The organism is Bradyrhizobium sp. SZCCHNR1098 (assembly GCF_032489375.1).
Classification (GTDB): domain Bacteria; phylum Pseudomonadota; class Alphaproteobacteria; order Rhizobiales; family Xanthobacteraceae; genus Bradyrhizobium.
On sequence record NZ_JAUEXY010000015.1, the window covers coordinates 32,960 to 59,245 of the forward strand.

The 26,286-nt window shown below is 64.5% G+C and carries 33 protein-coding genes; 14 read left to right on the plus strand and 19 right to left on the minus strand.

Features of this window, described 5'->3' with window-relative positions; genetic code table 11:
- Positions 1-7 precede the first annotated feature (7 nt).
- Together phnD and phnC are read right to left on the minus strand one after the other, a co-directional pair.
- A complete protein-coding gene (gene phnD, locus QX135_RS26985; RefSeq protein ID WP_315741002.1) occupies positions 8-940 on the minus strand; it encodes a phosphonate ABC transporter substrate-binding protein in 933 nt (310 codons plus the stop codon).
- A gap of 79 nt (positions 941-1,019) precedes the next feature.
- Positions 1,020-1,829, minus strand: coding sequence for a phosphonate ABC transporter ATP-binding protein (gene phnC, locus QX135_RS26990; RefSeq protein ID WP_315741001.1), 810 nt, complete (start codon positions 1,827-1,829; stop codon positions 1,020-1,022).
- A 181-nt stretch (positions 1,830-2,010) separates the two neighbouring features.
- Here phnC and QX135_RS26995 point away from each other — a divergent pair, with 181 nt between their 5' ends.
- From QX135_RS26995 to QX135_RS27025, 7 genes are all read left to right on the plus strand, one after another.
- Positions 2,011-2,673, plus strand: a complete 663-nt coding sequence (locus QX135_RS26995) for a chloramphenicol acetyltransferase (protein WP_316182333.1) — start codon at positions 2,011-2,013, stop codon at positions 2,671-2,673.
- Entirely contained in the window at positions 2,670-3,854 is a 1,185-nt protein-coding gene (locus QX135_RS27000; protein ID WP_316182335.1) for an alpha-D-ribose 1-methylphosphonate 5-triphosphate diphosphatase, read from the plus strand. Before QX135_RS26995 ends, QX135_RS27000 begins: the two co-directional genes overlap by 4 nt.
- A gap of 6 nt (positions 3,855-3,860) precedes the next feature.
- Complete coding sequence (locus tag QX135_RS27005; protein ID WP_316182337.1) at positions 3,861-4,571, plus strand: DUF1045 domain-containing protein; 711 nt, start codon at positions 3,861-3,863, stop codon at positions 4,569-4,571.
- A 645-nt stretch (positions 4,572-5,216) separates the two neighbouring features.
- Positions 5,217-5,771 carry a peroxiredoxin gene (locus tag QX135_RS27010; protein WP_315713058.1) on the plus strand — a complete coding sequence of 185 codons (555 nt, stop codon included), beginning with the start codon at positions 5,217-5,219 and terminating at the stop codon, positions 5,769-5,771.
- 2 nt (positions 5,772-5,773) lie between these two features.
- Positions 5,774-6,319, plus strand: coding sequence for a carboxymuconolactone decarboxylase family protein (locus tag QX135_RS27015; protein WP_316182341.1), 546 nt, complete (start codon positions 5,774-5,776; stop codon positions 6,317-6,319).
- A 503-nt stretch (positions 6,320-6,822) separates the two neighbouring features.
- Positions 6,823-7,740, plus strand: coding sequence for a sel1 repeat family protein (locus QX135_RS27020; RefSeq protein ID WP_315740996.1), 918 nt, complete (start codon positions 6,823-6,825; stop codon positions 7,738-7,740).
- A gap of 103 nt (positions 7,741-7,843) precedes the next feature.
- Positions 7,844-10,189, plus strand: a complete 2,346-nt coding sequence (locus QX135_RS27025; protein WP_316182343.1) for an ABC transporter substrate-binding protein — start codon at positions 7,844-7,846, stop codon at positions 10,187-10,189.
- 13 nt (positions 10,190-10,202) lie between these two features.
- Here the strand turns inward: QX135_RS27025 and modD are convergent, their stop codons facing one another.
- Positions 10,203-11,078, minus strand: coding sequence for a ModD protein (modD, locus tag QX135_RS27030; protein WP_316163556.1), 876 nt, complete (start codon positions 11,076-11,078; stop codon positions 10,203-10,205).
- Between the two features lie 73 nt (positions 11,079-11,151).
- Here modD and QX135_RS27035 point away from each other — a divergent pair, with 73 nt between their 5' ends.
- Positions 11,152-11,715: a DUF2478 domain-containing protein gene (locus QX135_RS27035; RefSeq protein ID WP_316182441.1), complete on the plus strand. Its 564-nt coding sequence runs from the start codon at positions 11,152-11,154 to the stop codon at positions 11,713-11,715.
- A gap of 27 nt (positions 11,716-11,742) precedes the next feature.
- Here the strand turns inward: QX135_RS27035 and QX135_RS27040 are convergent, their stop codons facing one another.
- The 11 genes from QX135_RS27040 to nifH form a co-directional block, all read right to left on the minus strand.
- Entirely contained in the window at positions 11,743-11,949 is a 207-nt protein-coding gene (locus QX135_RS27040; RefSeq protein ID WP_315741026.1) for a molybdopterin-binding protein, read from the minus strand.
- A gap of 169 nt (positions 11,950-12,118) precedes the next feature.
- A complete protein-coding gene (locus QX135_RS27045; protein ID WP_172112536.1) occupies positions 12,119-12,415 on the minus strand; it encodes a ferredoxin family protein in 297 nt (98 codons plus the stop codon).
- A 41-nt stretch (positions 12,416-12,456) separates the two neighbouring features.
- A complete protein-coding gene (locus tag QX135_RS27050) occupies positions 12,457-13,764 on the minus strand; it encodes an FAD-dependent monooxygenase (RefSeq protein ID WP_315740993.1) in 1,308 nt (435 codons plus the stop codon).
- A gap of 22 nt (positions 13,765-13,786) precedes the next feature.
- Positions 13,787-14,893, minus strand: a complete 1,107-nt coding sequence (locus tag QX135_RS27055; RefSeq protein WP_315756198.1) for an electron transfer flavoprotein subunit alpha/FixB family protein — start codon at positions 14,891-14,893, stop codon at positions 13,787-13,789.
- 36 nt (positions 14,894-14,929) lie between these two features.
- Positions 14,930-15,775 carry an electron transfer flavoprotein subunit beta/FixA family protein gene (locus tag QX135_RS27060; RefSeq protein WP_315740991.1) on the minus strand — a complete coding sequence of 282 codons (846 nt, stop codon included), beginning with the start codon at positions 15,773-15,775 and terminating at the stop codon, positions 14,930-14,932.
- A 262-nt stretch (positions 15,776-16,037) separates the two neighbouring features.
- Positions 16,038-16,376, minus strand: coding sequence for a nitrogenase stabilizing/protective protein NifW (nifW, locus tag QX135_RS27065; protein WP_315740990.1), 339 nt, complete (start codon positions 16,374-16,376; stop codon positions 16,038-16,040).
- On the minus strand, positions 16,373-17,164 hold the full coding sequence (gene cysE, locus QX135_RS27070) for a serine O-acetyltransferase (RefSeq protein ID WP_316182346.1): 792 nt from the start codon (positions 17,162-17,164) through the stop codon (positions 16,373-16,375). The genes nifW and cysE overlap by 4 nt, the downstream gene beginning before the upstream one ends.
- A 2-nt stretch (positions 17,165-17,166) precedes the next feature.
- The gene (nifV, locus tag QX135_RS27075) at positions 17,167-18,306 is read right to left on the minus strand and encodes a homocitrate synthase (RefSeq protein ID WP_316182348.1); all 1,140 of its coding nucleotides are present in this window, start codon (positions 18,304-18,306) and stop codon (positions 17,167-17,169) included.
- Between the two features lie 316 nt (positions 18,307-18,622).
- A complete protein-coding gene (gene irr / locus QX135_RS27080) occupies positions 18,623-19,117 on the minus strand; it encodes a Fur family transcriptional regulator Irr (protein ID WP_315756201.1) in 495 nt (164 codons plus the stop codon).
- 17 nt (positions 19,118-19,134) lie between these two features.
- Complete coding sequence (locus QX135_RS27085; protein ID WP_316182351.1) at positions 19,135-19,869, minus strand: nitrogen fixation protein NifQ; 735 nt, start codon at positions 19,867-19,869, stop codon at positions 19,135-19,137.
- Positions 19,870-19,952: 83 nt separating this feature from the next.
- A complete protein-coding gene (gene nifH, locus QX135_RS27090) occupies positions 19,953-20,840 on the minus strand; it encodes a nitrogenase iron protein (RefSeq protein WP_316186527.1) in 888 nt (295 codons plus the stop codon).
- A 418-nt stretch (positions 20,841-21,258) separates the two neighbouring features.
- Here nifH and QX135_RS27095 point away from each other — a divergent pair, with 418 nt between their 5' ends.
- Together QX135_RS27095 and QX135_RS27100 are read left to right on the plus strand one after the other, a co-directional pair.
- Positions 21,259-21,690: a response regulator transcription factor gene (locus QX135_RS27095; protein ID WP_315741025.1), complete on the plus strand. Its 432-nt coding sequence runs from the start codon at positions 21,259-21,261 to the stop codon at positions 21,688-21,690.
- A gap of 1 nt (position 21,691) precedes the next feature.
- Positions 21,692-22,111: an ArsC/Spx/MgsR family protein gene (locus QX135_RS27100; RefSeq protein WP_316182356.1), complete on the plus strand. Its 420-nt coding sequence runs from the start codon at positions 21,692-21,694 to the stop codon at positions 22,109-22,111.
- 19 nt (positions 22,112-22,130) lie between these two features.
- Here the strand turns inward: QX135_RS27100 and QX135_RS27105 are convergent, their stop codons facing one another.
- Genes QX135_RS27105 through QX135_RS27115 form a run of 3 tightly spaced genes read right to left on the minus strand, consistent with a single transcriptional unit; the run spans position 22,131 to position 23,101 of the window.
- Complete coding sequence (locus QX135_RS27105; RefSeq protein ID WP_316182358.1) at positions 22,131-22,493, minus strand: (2Fe-2S) ferredoxin domain-containing protein; 363 nt, start codon at positions 22,491-22,493, stop codon at positions 22,131-22,133.
- The gene (grxD, locus tag QX135_RS27110) at positions 22,490-22,819 is read right to left on the minus strand and encodes a Grx4 family monothiol glutaredoxin (protein ID WP_315756206.1); all 330 of its coding nucleotides are present in this window, start codon (positions 22,817-22,819) and stop codon (positions 22,490-22,492) included. The genes QX135_RS27105 and grxD overlap by 4 nt, the downstream gene beginning before the upstream one ends.
- Positions 22,820-22,867: 48 nt before the next feature.
- Entirely contained in the window at positions 22,868-23,101 is a 234-nt protein-coding gene (locus tag QX135_RS27115) for a BolA family transcriptional regulator (RefSeq protein ID WP_315740981.1), read from the minus strand.
- Positions 23,102-23,372: 271 nt separating this feature from the next.
- On the opposite strand from QX135_RS27115, the gene QX135_RS27120 reads away from it, so the two are divergent.
- From QX135_RS27120 to QX135_RS27135, 4 genes are all read left to right on the plus strand, one after another.
- Positions 23,373-23,864, plus strand: coding sequence for a hypothetical protein (locus QX135_RS27120; RefSeq protein ID WP_316182360.1), 492 nt, complete (start codon positions 23,373-23,375; stop codon positions 23,862-23,864).
- A gap of 92 nt (positions 23,865-23,956) precedes the next feature.
- Entirely contained in the window at positions 23,957-24,319 is a 363-nt protein-coding gene (locus tag QX135_RS27125; protein WP_315741024.1) for an iron-sulfur cluster assembly protein, read from the plus strand.
- 37 nt (positions 24,320-24,356) lie between these two features.
- Positions 24,357-25,118, plus strand: a complete 762-nt coding sequence (locus QX135_RS27130; protein WP_316182362.1) for a dienelactone hydrolase family protein — start codon at positions 24,357-24,359, stop codon at positions 25,116-25,118.
- 26 nt (positions 25,119-25,144) lie between these two features.
- Complete coding sequence (locus QX135_RS27135) at positions 25,145-25,387, plus strand: hypothetical protein (RefSeq protein WP_315740978.1); 243 nt, start codon at positions 25,145-25,147, stop codon at positions 25,385-25,387.
- Positions 25,388-25,640: 253 nt separating this feature from the next.
- On the opposite strand, the gene QX135_RS27140 is transcribed toward QX135_RS27135, so the two are convergent.
- Entirely contained in the window at positions 25,641-26,099 is a 459-nt protein-coding gene (locus QX135_RS27140; RefSeq protein WP_316182364.1) for a group II truncated hemoglobin, read from the minus strand.
- Positions 26,100-26,115: 16 nt separating this feature from the next.
- A complete protein-coding gene (locus tag QX135_RS27145) occupies positions 26,116-26,283 on the minus strand; it encodes a hypothetical protein (protein WP_316182365.1) in 168 nt (55 codons plus the stop codon).
- Positions 26,284-26,286: the final 3 nt, after the last annotated feature.

Below are 26,286 nucleotides of genomic sequence, written 5' to 3' on the forward strand. Positions count from 1 at the left end.
TCGTCGATCAGGACGCCTTCTTGCGCAGGCTGTCGACGAATTTGATCAGGTCGATCGTGCCGTCCCAGTCCTTCGTCGTGGCAGGGTGGAAGCCCTTCTTCTGGCCGTCGGAGAGACGGTCGAAGGCGGCCTTGTCCTTGATCGGCGCATCGAAGAAGGCCTTGGCGATCGCCGATTTCAGATCGTCCGGCAGGTCCGTGTTGTAGGCGTAGGGGCCGTTGATGATCGGCGCCGACTTGTGAATGATGCGGAAGTCGTCCTTCTTCATCGGCGAACCGTCAGCGTTCTTCAGCATGCCCTTGGTCAGCATCTGGGCCAACGTCGAATCGTTGTCGCTCGTCCATTGGTTGGCCGCGATGTCGACAGTCCCCTGGGACAGGGCCAGCACCGCGTTCTCGTGGCTGCCGGTGAAGACAACCTTGCCAAAATACGTCTCGGCGTCGGTCACGCCCATCTTGTTGAGCTCGAAGCGGGGCACGTTGTTGCCCGACGTTGAGTTCGGATCGACGAGGCCGAGATTCTTGCCCTTGAGGTCTTCGACCTTCCGGTACGGGCTGCTCGCCTTGACGAAGAACACCGAATAATAGCCGGTGCTGCCGTCGGAGTTGATGTCGTTGGCGAAGGCATCGGTCTTGACGCCGGTGAGCCGGGCGCGGGCAAACGACGCCGAGCCATAGCTCGCGATGTGGATGTTGCCGGCGCGCTGACCTTCGATCACGGCCGCGTAATCGTTGGCGATACGCAGCGTCACCTTCACGCCCAGCTCTTTCGAGAGATAGTTCACGAAAGGCGTCCAGCGCTCGGTGACACCCGAAGCGTTCTCTGCCGGGACCACGGCGAAGGTCAGCTCAGGATACTTCGCCTTCCAGTCCTCGGCTGACGCCGAGGCCGTGAAAGCCAGCGCAGCGACGCCCGCCAGAACGATGCGACGATTGATCATAACATGCCCTCTTGTTGCAGTAAGTAACAGGTCTCGCCCCCGCGCCATGCGGACGCTCGAGCTTGCAGAAATCCGCGTCTCAGGCCACGGCGGCTTCGCCGAGTGCCGGCACCGTTGCCGCCGGTGCCGGATGGATCGAACCCATCACCTCGTCCGCCTCGAGATCGTAGAGCTCACGTGCGATCTGCGCCGTCAGCGCCGACGGCACGTCGTCGAACACGATCCGTCCGGTCGCCATGCCGATCAGGCGATCGCAATAGCTGCGCGCCAGATCGAGCGAATGCAGGTTGCAGACGACGGTGATGCCGAAATGCTTGTTGATGCGCAGCAGCGCGTCCATCACGATCTTGGTGTTACGGGGATCGAGCGAGGCGATCGGCTCGTCTGCGAGAATGATCTCGGGGTTCTGCACCATCGCGCGCGCAATCGCGACGCGCTGCTGCTGCCCGCCCGAGAGCTGATCGGCGCGCTGCGCTGCGAGGGAGGCCATGTCGAACTGCTCGAGCGCGGACAGCGCCATGGCGACATCCTCCGCCGGCCAGAGCTGCGCCAGCGAGCGCCACGACGGGATTTCGGCGAGTCGCCCCATCAGCACGTTCGTCAGCACGTCCAATCGGCCGACCAGATTGAACTGCTGGAAGATCATCGCCGAGCGCGCACGCCACTGCCGCAGATCGCGGCCGCGCAGCGCCGTCACGTCGAGATCCTTGAAGAGGATGCGGCCGCCGCTCACCGGGCTCAGACGATTGATGGACCGCAGCAAGGTCGACTTGCCGGCGCCGGAACGCCCGATCACGCCGACGAAGCTGCCGGGTGCAACTGAGAAGGAAGCATTGTCGACTGCGGCTTTCATGCCAAAACGGCACGTCAGGCCATCCACCACCAGCATTGAATTCTCCAGACGCCTCGCTCTGGCCTATCGCTAGCGTCTGGATTCTACAGTTATGTGACAGCGACACCGCAGCGCCGCACTCGTCCACACGCCGGTCGCAGTCATGCAGATGTCACGCGCCTGTCATAGGGGAGATCCGACACCTTCACAGATGTAGAGAGTAGAGTCAGGACGTGAGATGGCCGGCAAGTCGCTTTCAATTGAACCAACCGTTGACCCTTCGGCCAAGCTCCAGGACGTGACGCTTGGCGCCTATTGTGAGGTCGGCGCCCGCACCATCCTGCAGGAGGTGACGATGGGCGACTACTCCTATGTGGTCAACGATTCCCAGATCACCTACACGACGATCGGGAAGTTCTGTTCGATCGCGGCGATGACCCGGATCAATCCGGGCAACCACCCGATGCAGCGGGCGACGCAGGCCCATTTCACCTATCGCGCCAGCGCCTATTTTCCAGGAGAGCCCGACGATGTGGAGTTCTTCGCCTGGCGGAGAGAGCATCATGTCCAGATCGGACACGACGTCTGGATCGGCCATGGCGCGATCGTGCTGCCGGGCCGCAACATCGGCACCGGCGCGGTCGTGGCGGCTGGCGCCATCGTTACCAAGGACGTTCCGGCCTATACCGTCGTCGCCGGCAATCCGGCGCGCCCGATCAAGCGCCGGTTTCCGCGCGAGGTCGAGCAGCGGCTGCTGGATCTGGCGTGGTGGGATTGGAATCACGAGGCGCTGCGCGCGGCGCTTCCCGATTTCCGCAAGCTCGAGATCACCGACTTCCTGGACAAATACGAGGCTGCCCTCGACGCGCGCGTCGCGGTGCGGCAGAGTGCCGCCCCATGACCGATATCTCCATCTCGCGGGGCCGCTGCCTCGCCGATACCGACCTCGTAGACACTTCCTTGATCATATCCGGCGGCGTGATCGCTGGCATCGGGACACCGGGACGCCGGTCGGGTCTCGAACTCGATGCGGAGGGGCTCACCGTGCTCCCCGGCATCGTCGACATCCACGGCGATGCGTTCGAGCGCCAGATGATGCCGCGCGCCGGGGTCGATTTCCCGACAGACGTTGCGCTGATCGACAGCGACCGCCAGGCCATCAGCAATGGCATCACCACGGTCTTTCACGCGACGACCTGGTCATGGGAGCCGGGCCTGCGCAGCGCCGACAATGCGCGGCGCCTGCTCGAATCGATCGAAGCGCTTCGCCCGCGGCTCGCAGCCGACACGCGCTTCCATCTGCGCCACGAGACCTTCAATCTCGACGACGAGGAGGAGATCTGGCAATGGCTCGCCGACCGGCGCGTCGACCTGTTCGCCTTCAACGATCACATGGACTCGACGGTGGCGAGTCTGGACAAGCCGCACAAGCGCCAGCGCATGGTCGATCGCACCGGCCTGCCCGGCGCGGAGTTCGACCGGTTGGTCGCGCGCATCGCCGCTCGCGCCGATGCTGTTCCGGCCTCGATCGCGCGGCTGGCCGAGATCGCACGCAAGGCTGGTGTCCGCATGCTGTCGCACGACGACGACAGCCCGGCCATGCGCAAGGCGTTTCGCAGCCAGGGAGTGACCATTGCAGAATTTCCGGTCAACGAGGAGACTGCACGCGAGGCCGCTCAAGGGGGCGACGCGATCGTATTCGGCGCGCCCAACGTCGTCCGTGGCGGCAGCCATACCGGGTGGACGAAGGCCAGCGACATGATCGCCAAGGGCCTCTGCTCGGTGCTGGCCTCCGACTACTACTATCCCGCGCCGCTGCTGGCAGCGTACCGGCTTGCGGCCGACGGCGTTCTTCCGCTGGTGCGCGCCTGGGATCTGATCTCGGGCGGCCCTGCACGCGCAGCCGGGCTGGCGGACCGCGGCGTGCTCGCCGAGGGCCGCCGCGCCGATATCATTCTGGTCGACGACCGCATGCCTTTGCGCCCCCGCGTCGTCGCTGTGATCGCGTCCGGCCGGCTGGTCTATCTCACCGAGATGGACCGGCTGAACGCCCGGCCGGCGCGTGCCATGGCGGCGGAGTAGCGAACCATGGCCAAATTTCCGCGCTATGCGATCTACTATGCTCCACCAGCAACAGCCGACCTGGCGGAATTCGGCGCGCGCCTGCTCGGTTACGACGCGTGGAGCGGCGATGACCGCAGCTTTCCGAGCGAGATCGTCCGCACGGTTCCAGACTGGGCTGAGCTGACCGCAGACCCGCGCAAATACGGCTTTCACGCGACCTTGAAGGCTCCGTTCGAGCTGGCGGATGCGGAGAGCGAAGCCGCGCTCTGCGCCGCTTGCGCTGAGTTCGCGGCCACGCCGCGAGCCGTCCCGGCCATCCGTCCGATCGTGGACGCGATCAGCGGATTCATCGCGATGATCCCTGGCGAGCTGTCCCCCATCCTGCAGCAGTTCGCGGCCGATTGTGTCCAGGCCTTCGAGCCGTTTCGCGCACCGATGACCGCCGACGACCGTGCTCGGCGCAAGCCGGATCTGCTGACACCACGGCAGCGCGATCATCTCGATCGTTGGGGTTATCCCTATGTCATGGAGGATTTCCGCTTCCACATGACGCTGACCTGCCGGCTGTCCGACGAACGGCGCCGGCCGATCCTGACGATGCTGCAGGAGAGATTCGCGGCACTGTCACTGACAGAGCTCCGGATCGACAGGATTGTGTTGTTCCGCCAGCCCAATGCCCACCAGCGTTTCCGCATCATCGGAGACTGGCCGCTCACGACCGTCCAAGGCAGCTAGCGAGCGCGGCTGAGGTCGCGAGAAATCATTGTCGATCGATCGACAGGCTCGCGCTTGATTTTGATGCCGAGACAGTTTCGCTCATGGTGATGAAAATCTGCGAGGAGACTATGGTCAGATCATCGCGCAGCAAGGCGAAATAACAGACGCGATCTGCTGAAAAGCTGACAACACTGTGCGCTGTGCGACACCTTGCGCCGTGCCGCGCCGCGATCTGCCGACGGCTTGTCGCCTTGCTGCCGCTTCAGGAGTCGCCGTGGTCAAACGTGCATCGCTACTAAGGCGATAATGTCAATTTTGCCACTTCGGCCGCACAAAGAAATTGCACGTCGGCCGCCGTCGAGACCGTCAACACGAGGTCGCATGGCACTCCGACTCAGCGGGACATCAACCTCCTTTTGCCGTGGCGACGACGCGCACGCTCCGGCTGTCGTCGCTCGATGCCCGATCGCAATGTCACGAAGCCGACGCTCTAAGCCAGCTCCATCCACAAGCTCCCCATCGCCACGACCTCGCACTTGCAGCATGTTGCCGCCAAGTGTCGGGTTTTCGACAATCCACTGCTACTAAAAACGAATGGCATATCGCTTGCAATGCACAATGAGCCTCGCTATTGCAGCGCAATAATTTTCTTGGAGTGCCCCAATGCTCGGAATCGGAAGCAAGCTGCCATCGTTTGAAATCGTCGGCGTGAAACCCGGCTTTCATCTTCAGGAAGAGAAGGGCGAGAGCGCCTTCGAGACCCTGACCGAGACCAGCTTCCCCGGAAAATGGAAGATCATCTTCTTCTATCCGAAGGACTTCACCTTCGTCTGCCCGACCGAGATCGCCGAGTTCGCGCGCCTTGCGAAGGATTTCGCGGATCGTGACGCCGTCGTGCTCGGCGGCTCGACCGACAACGAGTTCTGCAAGCTGGCTTGGCGGCGCGACCACAAGGATCTGCACAAGCTGCCGATCTGGCAATTCGCCGACACCAAGGGCGCATTGGTCGACGGCCTCGGCGTCCGCTCGCCCGACGGCGTCGCCTACCGCTACACCTTCATCGTCGATCCCGACAACACGATCCAGCACGTCTATGCGACCAACCTGAATGTCGGCCGCGCTCCGAAGGACACGCTGCGCGTGCTCGACGCGCTGCAGACCGACGAGCTCTGCCCGTGCAACCGCGAAGTCGGCGGCGAGACCCTGAAGGTCGCCTGATCATGTCGATCGAGCAGCTGAAGGACCAGATCCCGGACTTCGCCAAGGACGTCAGGCTCAACCTGTCGTCCATGGCGTCCGACGAGACGCTGCCGCCGCAGGCCAAGTACGGCCTGTTCGTCGCCTGCGCGATTGCGACTCGCAATCCGAGCGTCGTGGCGGCGTTGGAATCGGTTGCGGCCGCGCAGCTGTCGCCCGCCGCTTTGGCGGCGGCGAAATCGGCCGCCGCGATCATGGCCATGAACAACGTCTATTACCGCTTCGTGCACCTTGCCTCGAACAAGGAGTACGCGACGATGCCGGCCCGGCTGCGGATGAACGTCATCGCCAACCCCGGCATCGACAAGGCCGATTTCGAGCTGTGGTCGCTCGCGGTGTCCGCCATCAACGGCTGCGGCACCTGCATCGATTCGCACGAGAAGGTCCTGCAGGACGCGGGCGTGCCCGCGGCCACGATCCAGACCGCCGTACGCTTTGCCGCCATCATCCAGTCGGTTGCCGTTGCGATCGAAGCCGCTTGTGTGTCCGTCGCGTTGGCGGCGGAATAAAAATCGATCGGATATGTGAATGCGGCCGGCATTGTCCGGCCGCATTTGTTTTTCGCGCTTTCTCGCCTGAGTTGCAGAGTTTCGCGGCACGCCTGCAACTCCTCGGTCCGCTAAGCCCCTGACCTCGCGGCAAAGTCGAGATGACTGCGGCATCCTGATACTCCAGCCGATCTTTCCGCAAAGCGCAGAACTCGGCCTCGGTCTCGCGCATCGCGAGCAATCACCGATGCGGCGCGCCGGGAAATTTCCATCAAATAGCCTTACCTACTCACCCTTCCCGACAAGAACATTGATCAGCTTAGAGACCAAGCAACATCGATTGTGACCAGGGCGCGCGAAAACGATGGCGTGCATGTCGGAAGGAAACCGGACCTGTCGGTCTCGACGGAAGCGTTGATGCAATGTCCCCGATGTCGCATCATGCGCGCTTCGGTTGGACCGCGCGCGCCCGACGTCCTGAAGCTATCTCCCACGACACGTTCGTCGGAGACAGGAGGCTAGTGATGAGTGCTCCAGATCAGAACGATCCGGCGAAACCAGCGCCGCCCTGGGCGAACGAAGAGCTCCGCAGATATGCGCCGCGCCGCCGCCAGACGGAGGCCGGCCCGACGGCATTCGATCCGCCCGCCGACGGCGTCCCCCTGCCGCATCATCTGGTGTCCCGGCCAAGCTTCCTGCCGGCGCGGCCAGCGGCCCTTGACCTCGACGATGAGGAGGTGCACCGCGCCTGGAGCGCGAAGCTCGATCCCGTGGTGATGCCCCTGCCGCCGGAGGATCCGGACAAATCGTTGCGGCTGGGCAGCATCATCAAGATCGGCGCCGCCGTCGGCATCGCGGCCTCCATTGCCCTGATGGTGGTCAACATGGTCTCCTTCGAGAACGGCGGGCCGACGCCGGGCGGCAAGAGCCCGATCATGCCGACCGCCGTGCTGGAAAGCCTGGCCCAGATCGATCCCGCGGAAGCCAAGGTCGCCCAGGAAGACCCGCCGCAGACGGTCGCCGCGCTCGCGGCTCCCAGCAGTACAGAACTGACGATGCGGCCATGGCCCTCGGCGCCCACGTCGCCTGCGCCGGCCGCGGCAGCACCGACGGTCTCGCCCCCCTCCCCTGCGCTCCCGATGGCCTCGCCTCGCCCGACCGTTCCGTTGCCGCGAGACGAGGTCGATGCCCTGATGAAGCGCGGACGCGACCTGCTCGCCGCGGGCGACGTCGCCAGCGCGCGCCTGATCCTGACGCGGCTTTCCGACGCCGGGATTGCGGACGCCTCCCTCCTGCTCGCACGCACCTATGACCCGGCCGAACTAACGAAATCGCGGTTGCTCGGTGCCGTTCCCGACGCAGCCAAGGCGCGCGCCTGGTATCTCAGGGCTGCGGAGCAAGGATCGCCGGAAGCCAGCCGACGCATCTCGGCTGCGCGCTAACGCATAAATCTCGAAGCGCTCGAGACGCGACCCGGACCGCTCCCTGCGAGACGGTCGGCCGCGATCTGCTGCGCCCGAGAACCAAATATCGATGGGAGGACTGATGATGCACGGCATCCATGCTGCAGTTCGCGCCTGCTTGGCCGCCAGATGGAGCCGACGTCGCAGACCACGGGATGCAAAGAACAGCCCCCCTCGAGCAGCCGCATGCCTCGCGCTGGCTCTGTCCGCTCCGCTGGCGCTGACCGGACATCAAGCGGTCGCCGCGGACAACGAGATCCGCATCGGCAACACCATGCCCTACAGCGGCCCGGCTCTCGCCTATGGCGTCATCGGCAAGACGATCGCGGCCTACTTCAACAAGATCAATGCCGAAGGCGGCATCAACGGCCGGCGCGTCAACTTCATTTCCTACGACGACGGCTATGCGCCGCAGAAGACGGTCGAGATGACCCGCAAGCTCGTCGAGGAGGACAATGTCCTCCTGATGTTCGCCAGCCTGGGCACGGCTCCCAACCTGGCGGTCCGCCCTTATCTCAACGCCAACAAAGTTCCGCAATTGTTCGTGGCATCCGGCTCCTCGCAATGGGACCAGCCCCACGACTTTCCGTGGACCATGGGCTTTCAGCCGAGCTACCAGGCCGAGGCGCACGTCTATGCCCAGTACCTGCTGGAGACCCACAGCCGCGGCAAGATCGCGCTTCTCTATCAGGACGATGATTTCGGCAAGGATTACGTCAAGGGATTGAAGGACGGCCTGGGTGGCAAGCTTCCGATCGTCGCGGAAGCCACCTACAAGGTGACGGACGCCAACGTCAATCAGCAGATCGCCACGTTGAAGGCATCCGGCGCCGACATCTTCTTCGACGTGACCACGCCCAAGTTCGCCGTGATGGCGATCCGCCGCGCGGCCGAGCTCGGCTGGCGTCCGGACCACATCATCTCGACGGTCTCGGAATCGGTCTCCGCCGTGATGCAGCCGGCCGGCCTGCAGAATGCCGAAGGCATCTTATCCGCGGGCTATTACTACGAGGGCGAGGAGGCCGCGGCTGCAGGCGATCCATCCTACCGCGAATGGTCCACCTTCATGGACCGCTATTTGCCCGACGTACCGAGAAGCAATGGTCTTGCGACCTTCGGCTACCTCGCGGCAAACGCGATGGTCGCAGTGCTGCGGAGTTGCGGCGACGACCTGTCGCGCAACAATATCATGAAGCAGGCGGCATCCCTGAAGAGCCTCAAATTGCCGATGCTGACGCCCGGCATCACCGTCAACACCAGCACCCATGATCACGCGCCGCTGGAGCAGATGCAGATGATGCAGTTTACCGGCGGCAAGTGGCAGCGCTTCGGTCCGGTCCGGAGCGGTATCGATCCCGGCAGCGTCAGCGATTCCTTCAAGACCATCTTCCGTTACGGCACGGCGAAGCGCGATCTGGCCAACCAGCTGAATGCCAATACCGTCACGCTGATGACCGGCTCGTTCGGCAGCACCTACGCCAACATGGGCGCGGACCTCGCATCCGCGCTCGACAAGGGGACGGAGCTGCGCATCCTTCCCGTGATCGGCCGCGGCTCGGTGCAATCGGTCGCCGACATCCTGCTGCTGCGCGGCGTCGACGCCGGCATCATCCGCAAGGACACCCTGGCCTTTCTCGAGCGCAAGGACTTCGCCAACAACATCCGCGAACAACTGGTCTATGTCGCCAAGCTGTTCAACGAGGAGATGCACGTGCTGGCGCCGAGATCGATCACCAGCCTGAACGAGCTCGACGGCAAGACCATCGCCGTCGACCTGCCCGACGGCGGCACCTTCGTCACCTCGATCAACGTGTTCGAGCGCCTCGGGATCAGGCCGCATCTGCTCTATATCGAGCCGCGGCTGGCGCTGGACATGCTGCGCAAGGGCGACATCGACGCGATCATCACGGTCGAGGGCAAGCCAGTGCAATGGCTGAGCCAGGTCAGCGATCCCAATCTGCATCTCGTGCCCGTCGACTACGACAAGGCTCTGCACGACGACTATCTGCCGGCGCAATTGTCCGCCGAGGACTATCCGAACCTCGTCGGCGCCTCGGCGCCGGTGAACACGATCGCGGCCGAGGCCGTGCTGGCGTCGTTCAACTGGCCGGCAGGCAGCGACCGTCACCGCCGGCTGTCTCTGCTCGTCGAGGCCTTCTTCAGCAATATGCAGGCGCTGCAACGGCCGCCATATCACCCGAAATGGCAGGAGGTGGCGCCGCTGGCGCCGATCGCGGGCTGGACAAGATTCAAGACGGCACAGGACTGGCTCGATCGCAATACACCGCCCGCCCAGATGCTGGGGGCGAATGCACAGGCCAACGATCTGCAGGCGAGCGGCGTTTCAGCCGATCCCCGGCTGTTCCGTGAATTCATGGAATGGCGAGCCAACCGCCAGAAGCGCGCCGCTCCGCGGCACCCACAGTAGCCGGGTCGCGCGGTCAAGCCGTGGCCGAGGCAGGGCTGATCCGCACCTGCACGTCGCAGGGACGCGCGAGATAGGGCGCCGAGGTGACCAGCACGTCTGCCCCCGCCGCAGCATAGGCAGCGGCGTTCTGCGCATTCACGCCACCCGCGGCCGCAATGATCGGCCGCCGCGGCAGCGCCGCGCTGATGGCGATACGCTCCGTCAGCGCAGCGATGTCGGCAGGCGAAAATTTCTCGGCCTGGATGACGTCGAAGCCGGCCACGGCGGCGGCGACGGCCTGCTCGACCGTGGTGATCTCGATCACGAGCCGCTTCTCCGGCGCGCTCCGCCGCAACCGCTCGGCGACATCGGCAAGCGGCGCATCGCCGAGAAACGCCCGGTGTTCCGGAAACACCAGCACCGTCTCCGACAGGCCGAGCCGATGCATCACCGCGCCACCCGCCTTCACCGCGGCAACGGCGAACGGCTTGGTTCCGGGGACGCTCTTGCGCGTGCAGGCGACCGCAATGCCAGGCTTGATCGCGCGCGCCGCGCCGACGATCGCAGCCGCCCCGGTGGCGACGCCGGACCAGATCTCGATGAGCGTCTGCGCCACCTTCCAGCTCCGCAACAGGCCTGCCGCCGCGCCCTCTGCACGGAGGATCGGGGCCCCCTCCTCCAGCACCGTTCCGCTGCCGGCGAATAGTTCGACATGGCAGCCCGTGAGCTCGATCAAGGCCGCCGCATCCTCGGCCAGGGCCAATACCATGCGGTCGCGCGCAGCGAAGTGCATCAGGCCCGGCTCGGCGCCGATCCCGAGCGTCTCCGTCGTCAGGTCGCCATAGGGGACATCGTCGCGGAGCAGCGCTTCCAGATCATGGTGCGTAGCGGTGGTCGGCGCGCGCGACATCTGCTCTTTCTCCACAGGCTGCATTCTCTATATAAACCCTGGTCGCCGCCCGCCCCCGATCGCCAGGCCCCGTATGATCCCGCACGATCTTCCTGCTTCCGCTGAGCCCAATCAGCCCCGTCTCGCCGCCATTCTCTACGGACCGGGCGACGATGCCGATGCCTTGCTGGACGCCTTTGCCCAGGAGCTGCTGCAACGGGGCGTCCGCGTCGGCGGCATCGTTCAGCGCAATACGAGAGACGAAGTCGGCAAGAAAAGCGGAATGGACGTGATCGATCTCGCCAATGGCGACACGATCTCGATCTGTCAGGACCTCGGCACCGGATCGACCGCCTGCAAGCTCGACACTGCGGGCCTTGCCGAAGCCGGCATGGCCGTTCACCGCGCCATCGCGGCCCACGCCGACCTCATCGTGATCAACAAGTTCTCCAAGCAGGAGGCCTCGGGAAGCGGGTTGCGTGGCGAGCTGGCCGACGCAATCACGTCGGGGATTCCGGTGCTGACGGCCGTGCCGCAGAAATGCATCGACGACTGGCGGACCTTTGCGGGCGACTTCGGCACGCTGCTGCAGCCGTCACGTTCCGCGATGGAAACCTGGTGGCTCGACCTGCGCGCGCACCACGCGTCGACCGGCTGATCGGCGCAGCGATTCGGCACCACGTTCCTATTTTCCGATCATCACATCCGACGACTTGATGACGGCGGAGACGCTGTCGCCGACGGCAAGCGCGAGCTCCTCCACCGCCTCGTTGGTGATCGCCGAGAAGACCGTGAGTCCCGGGGCGAGCTCCACCTTGACGTGGGCCGTGGTCGCGCCCTTCTCAACAGAGATGATTTTTCCCGGCAAGACGTTTCGTGCACTCAGCTTCACGTGCTGTTCCTCATCCATTGCAGCGTCGTTGCTGCAACGAGATGTAAACAGAAAGCTCGACCGAACTCAATGACCTATATCAGTCACGATATAGCATTGACGACCGGCGGAACGTTTGTCGCATTTGCGACAGCACGCCGCCCCGGGGGCGCTCTCAGGCGGCCGGACATCAGCCGAACTTGAACAGCACCCCGTAGCCACCGCGCGGATAGCTCCACTCGATATCGCCGCTGGCCTCGCCGATGACCCGGCAGGTGCCGCATTCGATGCAGCCGTCCACCGTGATCTCGACCTGGCCCTTGTCGTTGAGCTCGTAGCAACGTGCCGGGCAGGCCTTGAGAAGCGCCTTTAACTGCGGCGTCGGCGTCGTATGCGGACGGACCTTGATATGGGCCCGGCCGGGATCGACCTGATAGCGATTGTAGAACAGCTTGTCTTCGACCCTGACTGCGACGTCCGTGCTCATGTCTGATCTCCCTCGCCTAAGCTGTTTCGTTCATTCACCAATCATCGCCACGCCCGAGCAAACCTGAAGGCGTCGCCGAACAGGCCGGTCCATGACCTTGCATTCACGAAGGAGCGCACGGTGCTGCTCTCCTTCTCCTTCTTCGGTGTCCCGTCGACGCGCACGAAGTTCTGCATCGCCTTGGAGACGAGCTGCGGATAGGTCAGGAAGAAGTTCTGCGACTGGTTGTGCAGCAGCGCCGGCATGTCCTTGTATTTCTTCAGATCCTTGATGACGAAGGAGTCCTCCAGCATCTTCTTGTAAAGTGAGAGGTTCTCCTTGGTCATCGGATCGCGGCGCGACTTGACCTGGAAGATCGCCTCAGCCGCGATGCGTCCGGAAGTCATCGCGAGATTGGAGCCCTCGCGGTGAACAGCATTGTTGAGCTGGGCGGCATCGCCGACCACGACCCAGCCATCGCCGCAGAGCTGCGGGATCGCATTATAGCCGCCCTCGGGAATCAGGTGCGCCGAGTACTCCTTGACTTCCGACCCCTCGATCAGCGGCGCCACCGACGGGTGCTGCTTGAACCGCTCGAGCAGGCCGTAGGGCGTCTCGCCGGTCTTCTGGAAGTCGGAGACGAGGCAGCCGATGCCGAGCGAAATGCACTCCTTGTTGGAATAGATGAAGCCCATGCCGGTCATGCCGCGGGAAATCGTGCCGACGGCCTCGATGACGGCACCTTCGTCGCCCTTCAGGTTGAAGCGCGCCTCGATCGTCTCGCGCGGCAGGAAGTGCATCTCCTTCACAGCCAGCGCGACGTTCTCCGGCTTCGGCCGCTCACGCAGGCCGGCGCGAGTCCCGAGCAGGCCGTTGACGCCTTCCGCGAGCACGACCACGTCGGCATGGATCTCGCCATCGCGCCGGTCGGTCTTGACGCCGATCACCTTGCCATAGGCATCCTGCGCCAGCTCGGTCACAGTGGTCTCGCACAGCACGGTGGCGCCGGCTTCCTTGACCTTGGACGAGAACCATTTGTCGAACTGGGCACGGATGATCGTGTAACGGTTCGGCTTCTCCTCGTTGAAGTCGTCCGACTTGTAGTGCAGGCCGACATGCGACTTGTCGTCGAGCATCCAGAAGCGCTGCTCGACCAGATGCCGCTCCAGCGGTGCTTCCTCGCGGAAGTCCGGAATCAGCTTCTCCAGCATGTCGGCGTAGAGGATCGCGCCCTGCACGTTCTTCGAGCCGGAATACTCGCCGCGCTCGAGTTGCAGCACCTTCATGCCGCGCTTGGCCATGGTCAGCGCAGCAGCATTGCCGGCCATGCCGGCCCCCACGACGATCGCGTCGAACCGTTCCTCGATCATTGCCCTGCTCCCTCTCTGGTGCCTAGCTCGCGATGCGGTCGCGCGAATGCGGCGACAGACGTGCGCGGAATGCCTCGGTGAGCGCCGGCAGCAGCCGGATCGCATCGGTGACGATGCCGACATGCGCGAAGTCGAAGATCGGCGCGTTCTTGTCGGTGTTGATGGCAACGATCAGGTCGGCACCCTCGACACCGACCCGATGCTGGATCGCGCCGGAGATGCCTGCGGCGATGTAGAGCTTGGGCCGGATGGTCTTGCCGGTCTGGCCTATCTGCCGATCGGAGGTCACCCAACCCTTCTGCACCAGCGGCCGCGAGCAGCCGAATTCGGCGCCGAGCACCGAAGCGAGCCCCTTGACGAGCTGGAAGTTCTCCGGCGAGCCAAGCCCGAGCCCGCCGGCCACGACGATGTCGGCATAGGCAAGATTGGACTTGGCCGAATCGCGATCCGGAATGAAGGACAGCACCTTGGTGACGATATCCTCTTCCACGAGACCGAGCTTGTGCTCGATGATGCGGCTCGCAGGCTTCTCGACGCGGTCCGGCATCGGCATCACGCGCGGGCGGACGGTCGCCATCTGTGGCCGATAGTTCAGCGTGTAGATCGTGCAGAGCAGCGAGCCGCCGAAGGTCGGCCGCGTCGCGGCCAGGGAGCCGTCGGCATCGACGTCGAGCTCGGTGCAGTCGGCGGTCAGACCGGTGAGCAGCGTCGTCGCAACGGAGCCTGCGAGGTCGCGGCCGAGCGTGGTGGCGCCGAGCAGCAGGATCTCAGGCTTGAAGGTGTTGACGACGTCGGTCAGCGCCTTGGTGTAGGCTTCGTTGCGATAGTCGGTGAGAACGCTGTCCGCGACGATGTAGGCGAGATCGGCGCCATAGCAGAACGACTCCGCGGCAGCGTGCTGCACGGCTTCTCCGGGAGGCCCGATCACGACGGCCGCGAGATCGACCTTCAGCTTGTCGGCAAGCTTGCGTCCGGCGCCCATCAGTTCCCAGGACACCGGGTGAACCTGCCCGCGCTCCTGCTCGATGAATACCCAGACGTGCTTGTAGGCCTTGAAATGCTCCGGCAGCTCCTTCTTGGTCGCGGCGCGACCGGCTGCGGCGGGCGGTGCTTTGGTGGGTTCGCTCATGATCGTCGTCCCTTGGTCCGTCAAAAGCCGTATGGATCAGAAGCCGTGCGCTGACGTCGTCAGTTCGGCTTCGAGCTTCGGCTGCCGCTTGAACAATTCCTCGATCAGGGCGTCGGCCGGCGCGCGACTCGAGAAGTCGACCATGGTTGCCTTCTCCGCCCGGGCCGACGGCGCGAATACCCGCTTCACGATGGTCGGCGAGCCCTTCAGGCCGCACTTCGAGATGTCCTCGACGCCGGCGTCCTTGGCGCTCCAGGTGACGATCTGCGCGCGCGCTGCACGGAGCGCATCGGCCATGGCGCCGCGGCGGATCTCGTTGGTCGCCTCCAGCATCGTCACCAGGCACGGCAGCTTGGTCTTCAGCACCTGAACACCACCCTCGGAGCGACGCTCGGCTTCGATCGTGCGCGCCACCGGATCGACCTCGCTGATCTTCGCCACATAGGTGAGTTGCAGCAGGCCCAGCCGCTTGGCGATGCCCGGGCCGACCTGCGCGGTGTCGCCGTCGATCGTCTGCTTGCCAGTGAACACGATGTCGGGCGCGCCAAAGGTCTCGCTGACCTTGCGAATGGCTGTCGCCAGCGCATAGGTGGTCGCCAGTGTATCGGCGCCGGCGAAGAAGCGATCGGTCAGCAGCACGGCGCGGTCAGCCCCGTAGGTCAGCGCTCTGCGCAGCGAGTCCTCGGCGGACGGCGGTCCCATGGTCAGCACGGTCACTTCACCGCCGAACTTGTCGCGCAGCTGCAGCGCGGCCTCAAGCGCGAACAGGTCGTAGGGGTTGATGATGGTCGGCACACCCTGGCGCATGATGGTGTTGGTCACCGGATGAACGCGGATCTGCGCGGAGTCCGGAACCTGCTTGATGCAGACGACGATATGCATGCGATCACTCCGGTGTGTAGGTCTGCGATCAGGACAGCAATTGTCGTACCAGTTTCGGCCGCAATGATTATCGGCACGGATTCAACACCTTGGCGCATGAACCTGATCTCTGTTGCTGAGAACTCGCCGCCAAGGCCCGACACGTCGCAAGCAACACGCGTCGGGAATGCGACAGGAGCTTGAAAGCGCACGGCTCGCCTGAAAGCAGAAGCGCCGCCAGTCGTGCTGGCGGCGCTCGTAGGAGTGATCCTCAGTTCGTCCGTTACTTGAGCGTCGTCAGTGACACGAACGGCTTTGGAGCCGGTTTCGGCGGCGCCACCGCCTCCTTGAGCACCTTGAACACCCGCTGATCGAGCGGCGTGGAGACGAGGAAGTCCTGATAGGCCTGCTCCAGGAACGACTTGCAGCGGGCTGCGACATCCTCGTTGGAAACGTCGGAGAAGTCCTCGCTGACGAGATACTGCCCCATTCGCCGGAGGATATGCAGCCGGCAGACGTTGAGCACCTTCGGATCGTAGTCGACACCGAGCAGCTTGAAGAACTCCTCGGCAGCGGAGGTCTTCTTCAGTTCGTCCAGAACGTTCGGCGATGCCGCAGTCATTGCTTTGCTCCTTGGCTCAAAATCGGATCAACCTCGCAGAAAGAGGTCGGCGCCGGAAGCGGCGGTCCCTGGCGCATCTTTTGCCTGATGTGAGCGAGCTGCGCTTCGAGGAATTCGATCCGGTCCAGCATCACGGAAAGTGCCTCACCGACCGGATCAGGCATCAAATGATGATCCAGGTCGATGCGTCCGACGGTTCGACGATGGGTAAACTCCGGCCGCACCACCTTGGCGGGGATGCCGACCACGGTGACGTCGGGCGGCGTGCTCTGAATGACGACGGAGTTGGCACCGACGCGGGTGCGCGGTCCGATCGTGATCGGTCCGAGGATCTTGGCGCCGGCGCCGACGACGACGCCGCTTTCCAGCGTCGGATGCCGCTTGCCCGGCGACCACGACGTGCCGCCCAGGGTGACGCCGTGATAGAGCGTGACGTCGTCGCCGACCTCTGCCGTCTCGCCGATCACGACGCAGGCGCCGTGGTCGATGAAGAAGCGGCGCCCGATCTCCGCGCCCGGGTGGATATCGACATTCGACAGGAAACGTCCGAGCCACGACAACAAGCGTGCCGGAAAACGCCAGCCGCGAATCCACAGCCGATGCGCCAGGCGGTGCCAGATCAGCGCGTGAATGCCGGGATAGGTCAGCAGCGTCTCGATTTCGCTGCGCGCCGCCGGATCGCGCGAGCGGACACACGCAATGTCCTCGCGGATCAGGCGGAGCAGCGAAGGCCGGCTCGCCTCTGCGACGATCGGCTTTGCAATGGGTGTGTCGACGATGTCGCTCATGATCAGGCAAAGCTCGCCAGCGGGTGATCGCAGACTTCGCGCCAGATGGCCGCAACGGCCTCTTTCGGCACTGGCCCCTTGTGAGTGACGGCATGCCTGCGCACGCGCGCCAGGATGCGCTGGGCCTGGTCGACGCTCGCCGGCAGGCGTAGATCCGACAGCAGCGAGGTGATCGCCGACAGCCCGGAATGCTTCCCGATCACGATCCGGTTGGAGCGGCCGAACAGTCCCGGATCGAGGGCCTGATAGGTGCGCTGATCCTTCAGCAGCCCGTCGACGTGAATGCCGGATTCATGGGTGAAGACGTGCTCGCCGACAATGGCCTTGTTGAGTGGAATGGCGCGCGCCGCGGCGGCCGCCACGACATTGGCGACGTGATCGAGTTCGGCCAGCACGATGCCGGTCTCACGCCGATAGAGCTGCCGCAGCGCGACCGCGACCTCCTCCAGCGGAGCATTTCCGGCGCGCTCGCCGAGGCCGATCACGGTGACCGATGCATGGGTCGCGCCCGCCTTGACCGCCGCCAGCGTGTTGGCGGTGGCAAGACCGAGATCATCATGGCCGTGAAACTCGATCTCCAGGTCCGTGGTCGCTCGCAAGGCGCCGACCAGCGCCGACGTCGCCTCGGGATCGAGCACGCTCAGGGTATCGGCAACGCGGAAGCGCCGGGCGCCGAGCGACTTCGCGGTCGCGATCACCTCGGCGAGAAAGCCGACATCGGCGCGCGACGAATCCTCACCGCCGACGGCAACGGCCAGTCCGCGGCTCCGCGCATGGCCGACCACGCGCTTGACCAGCTCCAACGCGGCGCTGCGGCTGCCACCGAGCTTGGCGGCGATCTGCACATCGGATGTCGGGATGGAGACATTCACCATCGAGACGCCCGCCGCGATCGCCGCATCGACATCCGCCTCGCGCATCCGGCACCAGCCGATGATGGTCGCCGGCAGACCGGCCTCGACGATCGCCCTGATCGCAGCGATCTCGTCGGCCCCCATCGCCGGGGTGCCGGCCTCGATCTCGGGAACACCGGCACGGGCGAGCGCACGGGCGATCGCGACCTTCTCTCCGAGGGCGAAGGCGACGCCCGGCGCCTGCTCGCCGTCGCGGAGCGTGGTATCGTTCAGGATGACCCGGGGCATCGGGCTCCCCGAGACCGTGCCCCCGTGGGCAGAGCCGGCCTCTCGGGCATTCCTGGGCCCGCGCTGTCCGGAGACGTCTGGCATTCACTCGCTCCGTCGCAACCTGTGTGCGGCCGCCAGAAGCACGACGCTCCATCACGGCCAGCAATTCACTCAGCAACGGCCATGCCACCGCCGGACCCGAAGCTAATAAATTGAATTTACTTCACTTTTTGCGCGAAAACGGATTGTCGGATTCGTAACAGGGTCGGGAATCAGACGTCGAGGTGAAGTGACTCGGTCGCCCAGCGCCAAGCCGCGGCGACCTGCGCTGCCGTCAGGCGTGGCGCCTGCGGCGCAGATGGATGACGATGTCAATCCGCTCCATGCGATAGCCCGGCAGCGGCTCGGGCAGCTGCTCGAACGCGACATGCTCGGGCACATCGACGAGCTCGCCTTCATCCTCATAGAAGAAGTGCGGATGCACGGTCGTATTGGTGTCGAAGAACGATTTCGAGCCGTCCACGCCGATCTGCCGCAGTAGCCCGAGCTCCACGAACTGATTGAGCGTGTTGTAGATGGTGGCCTGCGAGATCTTCATGCCGGTGGCGACGGCGGCGCCATAGAGCGCATCGGCGGTGATGTGGCGGTCACCGCTGCCGAACAGAATCCGGCTCAGTTGCTGACGCTGCTGGGTGGGACGCAACCCGGCCCGACGCAGCGCGTCCTCGCATCGACGCATCAGGATCTCGCCAGCTTCGCAGGTCTCTGCCTGGGGACAAGGTCCGCCGTCGGAGTTGCACGGGGATCGAAGCTGGCTGTCCATCAACATCGTCACGGTCCTCGAACTCACATCGCGGCGCCCGCCGCCTCCTGCAGCGCCACCTCGCGTCGCCGCTCGGCCATCCGGCTCTCGCCGCTCTCCTCGCCGAAACAGAGCGCGAAATCGTTGCATTGGGTGCAGACCGGCGTCGTGCACATGACGAAGCCATCGTCCTCGCACAGCATGCGGTAGAAGAAGCGCTTCCAGCGCATGTTCCTGGTGTTGCGGCTTGCGAGCGGCGCGAAATGACGCGTCAGGAGCCGCGACAGCTCGGAGCGCTCGCGCAGGCCCAGGTCTTCCCAGAGATGGTTGGGCTCCATCGCGCGACGCGCCACCATGGCTGCGAGCCAGCGGCCGACCTCGCCGTCCGTGGAGCACTGCGCGGCGAGCAGATCGCGCACCATCGCGATTTCGTCGTCGTCCGGCGCGGCCACGGCCCCGGTGATCGGCAGCCATGAGGAGTCGATCGAGGCTGCAGGAAACAGCTGCGCCAGCAGTGCGATCAGCTCGACGGTTGAAAGCCCGGCTCGCTCCGCCAGCGCGCCATGCTCCATCGCTGAAACGGCGAGGATCGATGCGATGACGTGACGGTCGAAACCGATGTCGCTGTCGATCAGCGCATCGTCGGGATCGACGCCGGTCAGCAGGCGGTAAATCTGGCGGCCGTGGTGCCGCCTGTCCTCTTCGAAGGATCCGTTGCGCGGCGACGGTTGCAGGCCAGCGGCAACGGACTCCGAGACGCCCGCGATTGCGATGGTCATAGCGTGATCCCCTGCCGCCTGCCGGCGGGACATGCAATGAGGTACCGGCCTTCCGACGGGAGGAAGGCCGGTACCAAGACTGCTTAAGCCGTTGCGGCGAGATCGGCGGCAGTCTTTCCGATTTGGCTCTCGTCGACCGCCTTCATGATGCCGTGCTCCATGAGCATGTCTTCGAGCTCGTCCATCGTGATCGGGGTCGGGATGATGCCCTTGCCGGCGTTGTTGTGGATCTTTTCCGCCAGCGAGCGGTAGTGGCCGGCCTGGACCGAATCCGGCGCATATTCCAGCACCGTCATGCGGCGCAGCTCGGCGTGCTGCACGATGTTGTCGCGCGGCACGAAGTAGATAAGCTTGGTGCCGAGCTTCTTGGCCAGCGCTTCCGCCAGCTCCAGCTCCTTGTCGGTCTGACGCTCGTTGCAGACCAGGCCGCCCAGGCGCACGCCGCCGGAGTTGGCATACTTCAGAATGCCCTTGGAGATGTTGTTGGCGGCATACATCGCCATCATCTCGCCGGACATCACGATGTAGATCTCCTGCGCCTTGTTCTCGCGGATCGGCATCGCGAAGCCGCCGCAGACCACGTCGCCGAGCACGTCGTAGGACACGTAGTCGATGTCCTCATAGGCGCCGTTCTCTTCCAGGAAGTTGATCGAGGTGATGACGCCCCGGCCGGCGCAGCCGACGCCCGGCTCCGGACCACCGGACTCGACGCAGCGGATGTCGCGATAGCCGACCTTCATGACCTCTTCGATCTCGAGGTCCTCGACGCTGCCGGCGGCAGCGGCCAGGCTCAGAATCGTGTCCTGCGCCTTGGCGTGCAGGATCAGGCGGGTCGAATCCGCCTTCGGATCGCAGCCGACGATCAGGATCCGGTGACCCATCTCGGCCAGCGCGGCCAGGGTATTTTGCGACGTCGTCGACTTGCCGATGCCGCCTTTGCCGTAGAATGCGATTTGTCGCAGTGATGACATTCTGCTCTCCATCAACCGATTGCCTATGTCCCGTCCGCTTGCAGCAGAGCGTGACCGCGTCCTCTTTGTGTCCGAACCGGCAGACGGGTTGTTGGGAAGGAGAGCATCGCTCGTCCGAAGCGTCGGCGTGCACTCAGCCCTCAACCATTGCCTGAGCGCAGTTTTGCAACCGCTGTGCCAGCACGCGCACAGCGCCAAAACGATCATGTTTCAAAGGAGATGCCGAGCAATCCGGACGCGATTGCGGGTTGTTGCAAACCCGACATCGGAATGCTTCGCAAGATGCGACGACACGCAGCCCTGTCTGAAACGACACAACGGCTGCGCCGTTTCAGCCGTGCAGGACCCGGAACGAGATTTGCTAGATCCCCCTCCGCAGCCCTGCGGCACAGACGCTGACAACGTTGAGGAGGATGCAATGCAGATCGGAGTGGAAACGGCCAAGGCGGTGGACCAGCGGCGCGTGTTCGTGATCGATGACGACGAGATCACGCGCGCGGCCCTGCAGTTCATGTTGCACGATGAAATCGAGACACATGAATTGGCGACGCCAGAGGAGGCGTATGAGAAGGGCGTCGATTGGCTGGCACCGAACGTGGTGCTGCTCGGGGTTTCCTTCTTGAAGCAACGCGGCCCCGAGCTCGTCCGCGAGATCCTGGCGAAGTTCAAAGGCGTGCGGATTCTGATCGTGACCGCCAAGGCCGACGAGGCGATCGCGATCGAAGGTCTCAAGGCCGGCGCGCATGGCGCCGTGGTCAAGCCGCTTACGATCGAGTCGGTGCGCAAGAAGGTCGACACCATTCTCGGCCGCGCCGGCGGCGCGCAGCTGGTCCAGCTCGGCGGCGCCTGACGTGACGACCGTCGTCTTCTATGAGAAGCCGGGCTGCGGCACCAACGCCCGGCAGAAGCTGATGCTGGCACGCGCCGGCCACGATGTCGTCGCCAGGAATCTCTTGACCGAGCCCTGGACCGGCGAGCGGCTGCGGGCGTATTTCGCCGGGACGCCCGTCTGGAGCTGGTTCAATCCAGCCTCGCCGCGCGTGAAATCGGGAGCGATCGAGCCAGAGACAATCGAAGCCGTCGCAGCGATCGACCTGATGCTCGAGGATCCGCTGCTGATCCGTCGGCCATTGATCGAAGCCGGCGGCCGGTGCTGCGCCGGCTTCGATCGTGAACCCGTGATCTCGCTGCTCCGGCAGGGCGACGATCTGGACGATGTCCAGGGCTGCACGCGTCCGGAGGGGGCGACACCTTGTCCGGAGCCGCGTTGAGCGGCTCCGTTCTGCAAGCTCAGCGCTTCAACACCATGACCAGGCGATCGACGCGCTTGCCCTGCTTGAAGTGGGATTCGACGATCTCGTCGATATCCTCGGGCCCGGTCGGCCGATACCAGACGCCGTCTGGATAGACCACCATCATCGGTCCCGCGCTGCAGAAGCCGAAGCAGCCGGCCGCGGTGACACCGACGTCCGTCAGCCGCTGCGCCTCGATGGTCTTGGTCAGCCGGTCCCACAGCGGCTGCACGCCGAGCGCGCCGCAGCTGCCGCGCGGATGTCCGGGCGGACGCTGCGTCAGGCAGACGAAGGCGTGGTATTTGTAGAGCTGCGGAATCTCGAATGAATCATCCGCCTCGGCAACATCAGAATCGCTCATGACGCAGGCGCCTTGATACCCTTGTCGGCGAGCAGCGTCGCGAGCTCACCGGCCTGGAACATCTCGCGCACGATGTCGCAGCCGCCGACGAATTCGCCCTTCACATAAAGCTGCGGAATGGTCGGCCAGTTGGAGAACTCCTTGATGCCCTCGCGAATGAAGGGATCGGCGAGCACGTTGACGCTCTCGTAAGCCACGTCCAGCTTGGCCAGGATCTGCGCCACCGCGGCGGAGAAGCCGCATTGCGGCGCGGCCGGCACGCCCTTCATGAACAGCACGACATCATTGCTGTCGATCAGCTTCTGAATGCGTTCGGATGTCGACATAGACTGGATCCTTTCCCTGAATGCGACCGATCAGCCGGATCGCAACGATCACTTCGGCAATGACGTCTCGAGCGCCAGCGCATGCAGCACGCCGCCCATCTGGCCCTTGAGAGCCGAATAGACCATCTGATGCTGTTGCACCCGGCTCTTTCCAACGAAAGCCTGTGAGGTGACGCGCGCCGAATAATGGTCGCCATCGCCTGCCAGATCCTCGATCAGGACGACGGCATCCGGGAACGCCTCCTTGATCAGACGCTCGATATCCGTTGCTGCCATCGCCATCGCTGCCACTCCCGCTGGATTGATGAAGGCCTCATGCAAGCTCCGAACCAGTCATTTGCGGGCGGCAATCGCCGGCTCGTCGGCATCTGACGACTTGTCCAGGCCAAACCGCCCGCGTTGCGTCGTCTTTGCTACATCAGCCACGGCGCAGCGAAGAGGCCGCGTTCAAAATCCAACATCGGCCCGTTCTTCCACCCGCCTTGTACCGACTCTGGCGCCGCTGCACCCGCTCGAAAACGGTCCGCGTCTTGCAGTGATTTGATCGAGGTCAATGCAGATGCTCGAACTCGTCAGCGAACCCGACACGATCAACTTCGGCGATCTGCCGCAAGAGATCGATGCGCTGCTGCAACAGGGCGTGGCGGCGTACCGCCGCGACCACGCGCAGGCGGATCGGCTGTTTCGCCAGGCGCTGGCGACCGCTCCGCAGCAGCTGCCGACCTACTTCTGTCTGTACAAGATTCACACCTATCAGGGCCATCTCGACGAGGCAGAGGCGGTCGCCGAGCTGGGCCTTGCGGAAGCAGCGCGCCAAGCCGGCTGGCCACGTGATTGGCGGCACTGGACGCCGCATGATCCGCTGCCGGATGGCGCCGGCCGCTTCGCGCTCTACACACTGAAGGCACTCGCCTTCATTCATCTGCGCAAGACCGATTCCGAGGGGGCTGCCGAAATGCTCGCGGCGCTGCGGCGACTGGATCCCGCCGGCGCCGTCGGATGGCCGGTCGTCGCCGCGCTGGCCGAGGGGCTCGGTTCGGAATGAGGCGACGCCAAGCATGAGCAACGCGAACATGACACGAATTCCAACGACCATCCCCCGGTGCGAACCAGGATCATGAGAGGAACCAACGCATGATGACGATGCACGCCCCGCCCTCTCCTTCCCCGGCACAGAACGCCGTAGCGAGCGGCTCCCGGAATGCCGCCGAGAGCGTGATTGCCGCGTTGCGGACGGTCTACGACCCGGAAATTCCGGTGAACGTCTACGATCTCGGCCTGGTCTATCGAATCGCGCACGAGGGCGGCGGCGTCGTCGAGATCGACATGACCCTGACGGCGCCTGGCTGCCCGGTCGCAAGCGAGATCGTCCGCATGGTGGAGGACGCCGTACAGGCCGTCGACGGCGTCGCGTCAGTGAAAGTCACGCTCGTGTTCGAGCCGCCATGGGACAAGTCGCGCATGTCCGAAGAGACCGCGCTGGAGCTGGGTTTGTTGTAACGCGCGCGAGCCGCGCCAACAGGAGCAGGAGCATCACATGCCTACGGAGAGCACGATCAAGCTGACCGCCAGCGACGGCCATACCTTCCAGGCGTTTCGTGCCGATCCAGCCGATGCGCCGAAGGGGGCGATCGTCGTCCTGCCGGATGGCACCGGCGCTGCCGGCAAGCTGCGCAAGGTCGCCGATGCCTTTGCGGCCAGCGGATATGTCGTGATTGCGCCGGAGCTGTCGCCTCCTGCGGCGATCGACGCGGCAACGGAGGGCGAGCCGGCCAAGACCGTGCCGGATCCGGCGGCGCCGCTGCTCGCCGAGATCCAGTCAACGGTCGACAGCGTCAAGGAATGCGGCAAGGTGGCGGTGGTCGGCTTCGGCGCCGGCGGCGGTCTCGCCTATGACGCGGCCAACCGCGTCTCCGGTGTGGCCTGCGCGGTGAGTTACTACGCGACCGGTGTCGTCAACGCAGCCGGCGCCAAGCGCAGGATTCCGACGCTGCTCCATTTCGGCGAGGCCGACATCGTCGTGCCGTTCGCGGAGGTGACCATGTTCCGCGCCTATCATCCCGAGGTCAGCGCGTTCTCCTATCCGAATGCCGCGCATGCGTTCGACGGTGACGGCGAGACTTATGATGAATCTGCAGCCACGCTGGCACATGACCGGACCCTGGCGTGGATCTCGCAATATATCGTCGGGCAGCCGCCGATCACGCTGAAGAACGCCGGCGCCTATGCGCTGGCCAAGACCGACAAGAAAAAGAAGAAGAAGAAGGCCGACGACGACATGGGACCGCCGGCTGATTGACAATCCGATGGAGTGAGAGCGCCGCGATGCTGCCGACCACCATCCTCATCGACGAGCGGCCACGTTGCGTCGTGCGCCCCAACGACACCAAGGATCTCAACCGCTTCATCCGCAACGGCAAGCCTTTTCTGCTCGCCGAGGTGCCGGACGGCAGGATCACGCATCGCAATGCCAGCGAGGCCGAGATGATGCAATGGCAGAACGCCCTGGCGCTACACCGCGCCTGGGGCGGCGACGACGAGAACTTCTTCGGCGTGCCATTGTATTAGCTCGGCCGTTCCGGAGCCGTAGGGTGGGCAAAGGCGCCACCGGCGGCAATTGCTAGGCTTGCCCGAAGCTCGCCGTGCCCACCATTCCATCGGCTATCATCGGCTGATGGAGTCGTGGTGGGCACGCTTCGCTTTGCCCACCCTACGCGCCGCGCAGTCTCCGTCATTGCGAGCGCAGCGAAGCAATCTAGCGCAACACGACGATTCTGGATTGCTTCGTCGCCTTGCTCCTCGCAATGACGCAACCGCAGGCCTATGGCCGCGCGGCGCGAGCATCGTGCGGGTTGCCGGCCTGGTTGCGCATCCAGTCGGCGAGCTTGGTCATGGCGACGTCGACGTCGTGCCGCGCCTGGACGTCGGTCACCGTCTCCTCGAGCGCGCCGCGCATGCACAGCAGCCAGGCGTCGCGCTCGGCATTGCCGATGGCGAAGCCCATGTGACGCTGGCGCAGCCGCGGATGGCCTTTCTCGGGCGAGTACAGCTTGGGGCCGCCAAGCCATTCGGAGAGATAGCGCTTCAGGATGTACTTGATAGGCCCGAGATTGCTGCCGTGCATGGCGCGGATGCCCTTGGCATCGGGCAAAGTATCCATTCGATGGTAGAAGGATTCGACGAGACGGTCGACCACGACGGCACCGCCGATCCGCTCATAGGGGGTCGCGACCGGCCCTGCACCCGGAGTTCCAGTCTCTGAAGTCCCAGCGTCCGCCATCCGGCCGTTCCTGTCTCTACTCGTCCAAGCTCGGCTGCAGGATGACCTCAGCCGGGGCGCCAGGTCCCTGCTCGTCCACAAGCTCCAGCGCATCGACACGCGACAATCCGCCGCCGCTGTCCATCAGCACGATAGCGTCCTTGGGCATGCTGGCAAGGACCTCGATCAGCTTGGCGACGGTCACGAT

Coding starts and splice junctions, on each gene's coding strand:
- phnD (WP_315741002.1), bottom strand. CDS start 940: ATGATCAATCGTCGCATCGTTCTGGCGGGCGTCGCTGCGCTGGCTTTC.
- phnC (WP_315741001.1), bottom strand. CDS start 1,829: ATGCTGGTGGTGGATGGCCTGACGTGCCGTTTTGGCATGAAAGCCGCA.
- QX135_RS26995 (WP_316182333.1), top strand. CDS start 2,011: ATGGCCGGCAAGTCGCTTTCAATTGAACCAACCGTTGACCCTTCGGCC.
- QX135_RS27000 (WP_316182335.1), top strand. CDS start 2,670: ATGACCGATATCTCCATCTCGCGGGGCCGCTGCCTCGCCGATACCGAC.
- QX135_RS27005 (WP_316182337.1), top strand. CDS start 3,861: ATGGCCAAATTTCCGCGCTATGCGATCTACTATGCTCCACCAGCAACA.
- QX135_RS27010 (WP_315713058.1), top strand. CDS start 5,217: ATGCTCGGAATCGGAAGCAAGCTGCCATCGTTTGAAATCGTCGGCGTG.
- QX135_RS27015 (WP_316182341.1), top strand. CDS start 5,774: ATGTCGATCGAGCAGCTGAAGGACCAGATCCCGGACTTCGCCAAGGAC.
- QX135_RS27020 (WP_315740996.1), top strand. CDS start 6,823: ATGAGTGCTCCAGATCAGAACGATCCGGCGAAACCAGCGCCGCCCTGG.
- QX135_RS27025 (WP_316182343.1), top strand. CDS start 7,844: ATGATGCACGGCATCCATGCTGCAGTTCGCGCCTGCTTGGCCGCCAGA.
- modD (WP_316163556.1), bottom strand. CDS start 11,078: ATGTCGCGCGCGCCGACCACCGCTACGCACCATGATCTGGAAGCGCTG.
- QX135_RS27035 (WP_316182441.1), top strand. CDS start 11,152: ATGATCCCGCACGATCTTCCTGCTTCCGCTGAGCCCAATCAGCCCCGT.
- QX135_RS27045 (WP_172112536.1), bottom strand. CDS start 12,415: ATGAGCACGGACGTCGCAGTCAGGGTCGAAGACAAGCTGTTCTACAAT.
- QX135_RS27050 (WP_315740993.1), bottom strand. CDS start 13,764: ATGATCGAGGAACGGTTCGACGCGATCGTCGTGGGGGCCGGCATGGCC.
- QX135_RS27055 (WP_315756198.1), bottom strand. CDS start 14,893: ATGAGCGAACCCACCAAAGCACCGCCCGCCGCAGCCGGTCGCGCCGCG.
- QX135_RS27060 (WP_315740991.1), bottom strand. CDS start 15,775: ATGCATATCGTCGTCTGCATCAAGCAGGTTCCGGACTCCGCGCAGATC.
- nifW (WP_315740990.1), bottom strand. CDS start 16,376: ATGACTGCGGCATCGCCGAACGTTCTGGACGAACTGAAGAAGACCTCC.
- cysE (WP_316182346.1), bottom strand. CDS start 17,164: ATGAGCGACATCGTCGACACACCCATTGCAAAGCCGATCGTCGCAGAG.
- nifV (WP_316182348.1), bottom strand. CDS start 18,306: ATGCCCCGGGTCATCCTGAACGATACCACGCTCCGCGACGGCGAGCAG.
- irr (WP_315756201.1), bottom strand. CDS start 19,117: ATGTTGATGGACAGCCAGCTTCGATCCCCGTGCAACTCCGACGGCGGA.
- QX135_RS27085 (WP_316182351.1), bottom strand. CDS start 19,869: ATGACCATCGCAATCGCGGGCGTCTCGGAGTCCGTTGCCGCTGGCCTG.
- nifH (WP_316186527.1), bottom strand. CDS start 20,840: ATGTCATCACTGCGACAAATCGCATTCTACGGCAAAGGCGGCATCGGC.
- QX135_RS27095 (WP_315741025.1), top strand. CDS start 21,259: ATGCAGATCGGAGTGGAAACGGCCAAGGCGGTGGACCAGCGGCGCGTG.
- QX135_RS27105 (WP_316182358.1), bottom strand. CDS start 22,493: ATGAGCGATTCTGATGTTGCCGAGGCGGATGATTCATTCGAGATTCCG.
- grxD (WP_315756206.1), bottom strand. CDS start 22,819: ATGTCGACATCCGAACGCATTCAGAAGCTGATCGACAGCAATGATGTC.
- QX135_RS27115 (WP_315740981.1), bottom strand. CDS start 23,101: ATGGCGATGGCAGCAACGGATATCGAGCGTCTGATCAAGGAGGCGTTC.
- QX135_RS27120 (WP_316182360.1), top strand. CDS start 23,373: ATGCAGATGCTCGAACTCGTCAGCGAACCCGACACGATCAACTTCGGC.
- QX135_RS27125 (WP_315741024.1), top strand. CDS start 23,957: ATGACGATGCACGCCCCGCCCTCTCCTTCCCCGGCACAGAACGCCGTA.
- QX135_RS27130 (WP_316182362.1), top strand. CDS start 24,357: ATGCCTACGGAGAGCACGATCAAGCTGACCGCCAGCGACGGCCATACC.
- QX135_RS27135 (WP_315740978.1), top strand. CDS start 25,145: ATGCTGCCGACCACCATCCTCATCGACGAGCGGCCACGTTGCGTCGTG.
- QX135_RS27140 (WP_316182364.1), bottom strand. CDS start 26,099: ATGGCGGACGCTGGGACTTCAGAGACTGGAACTCCGGGTGCAGGGCCG.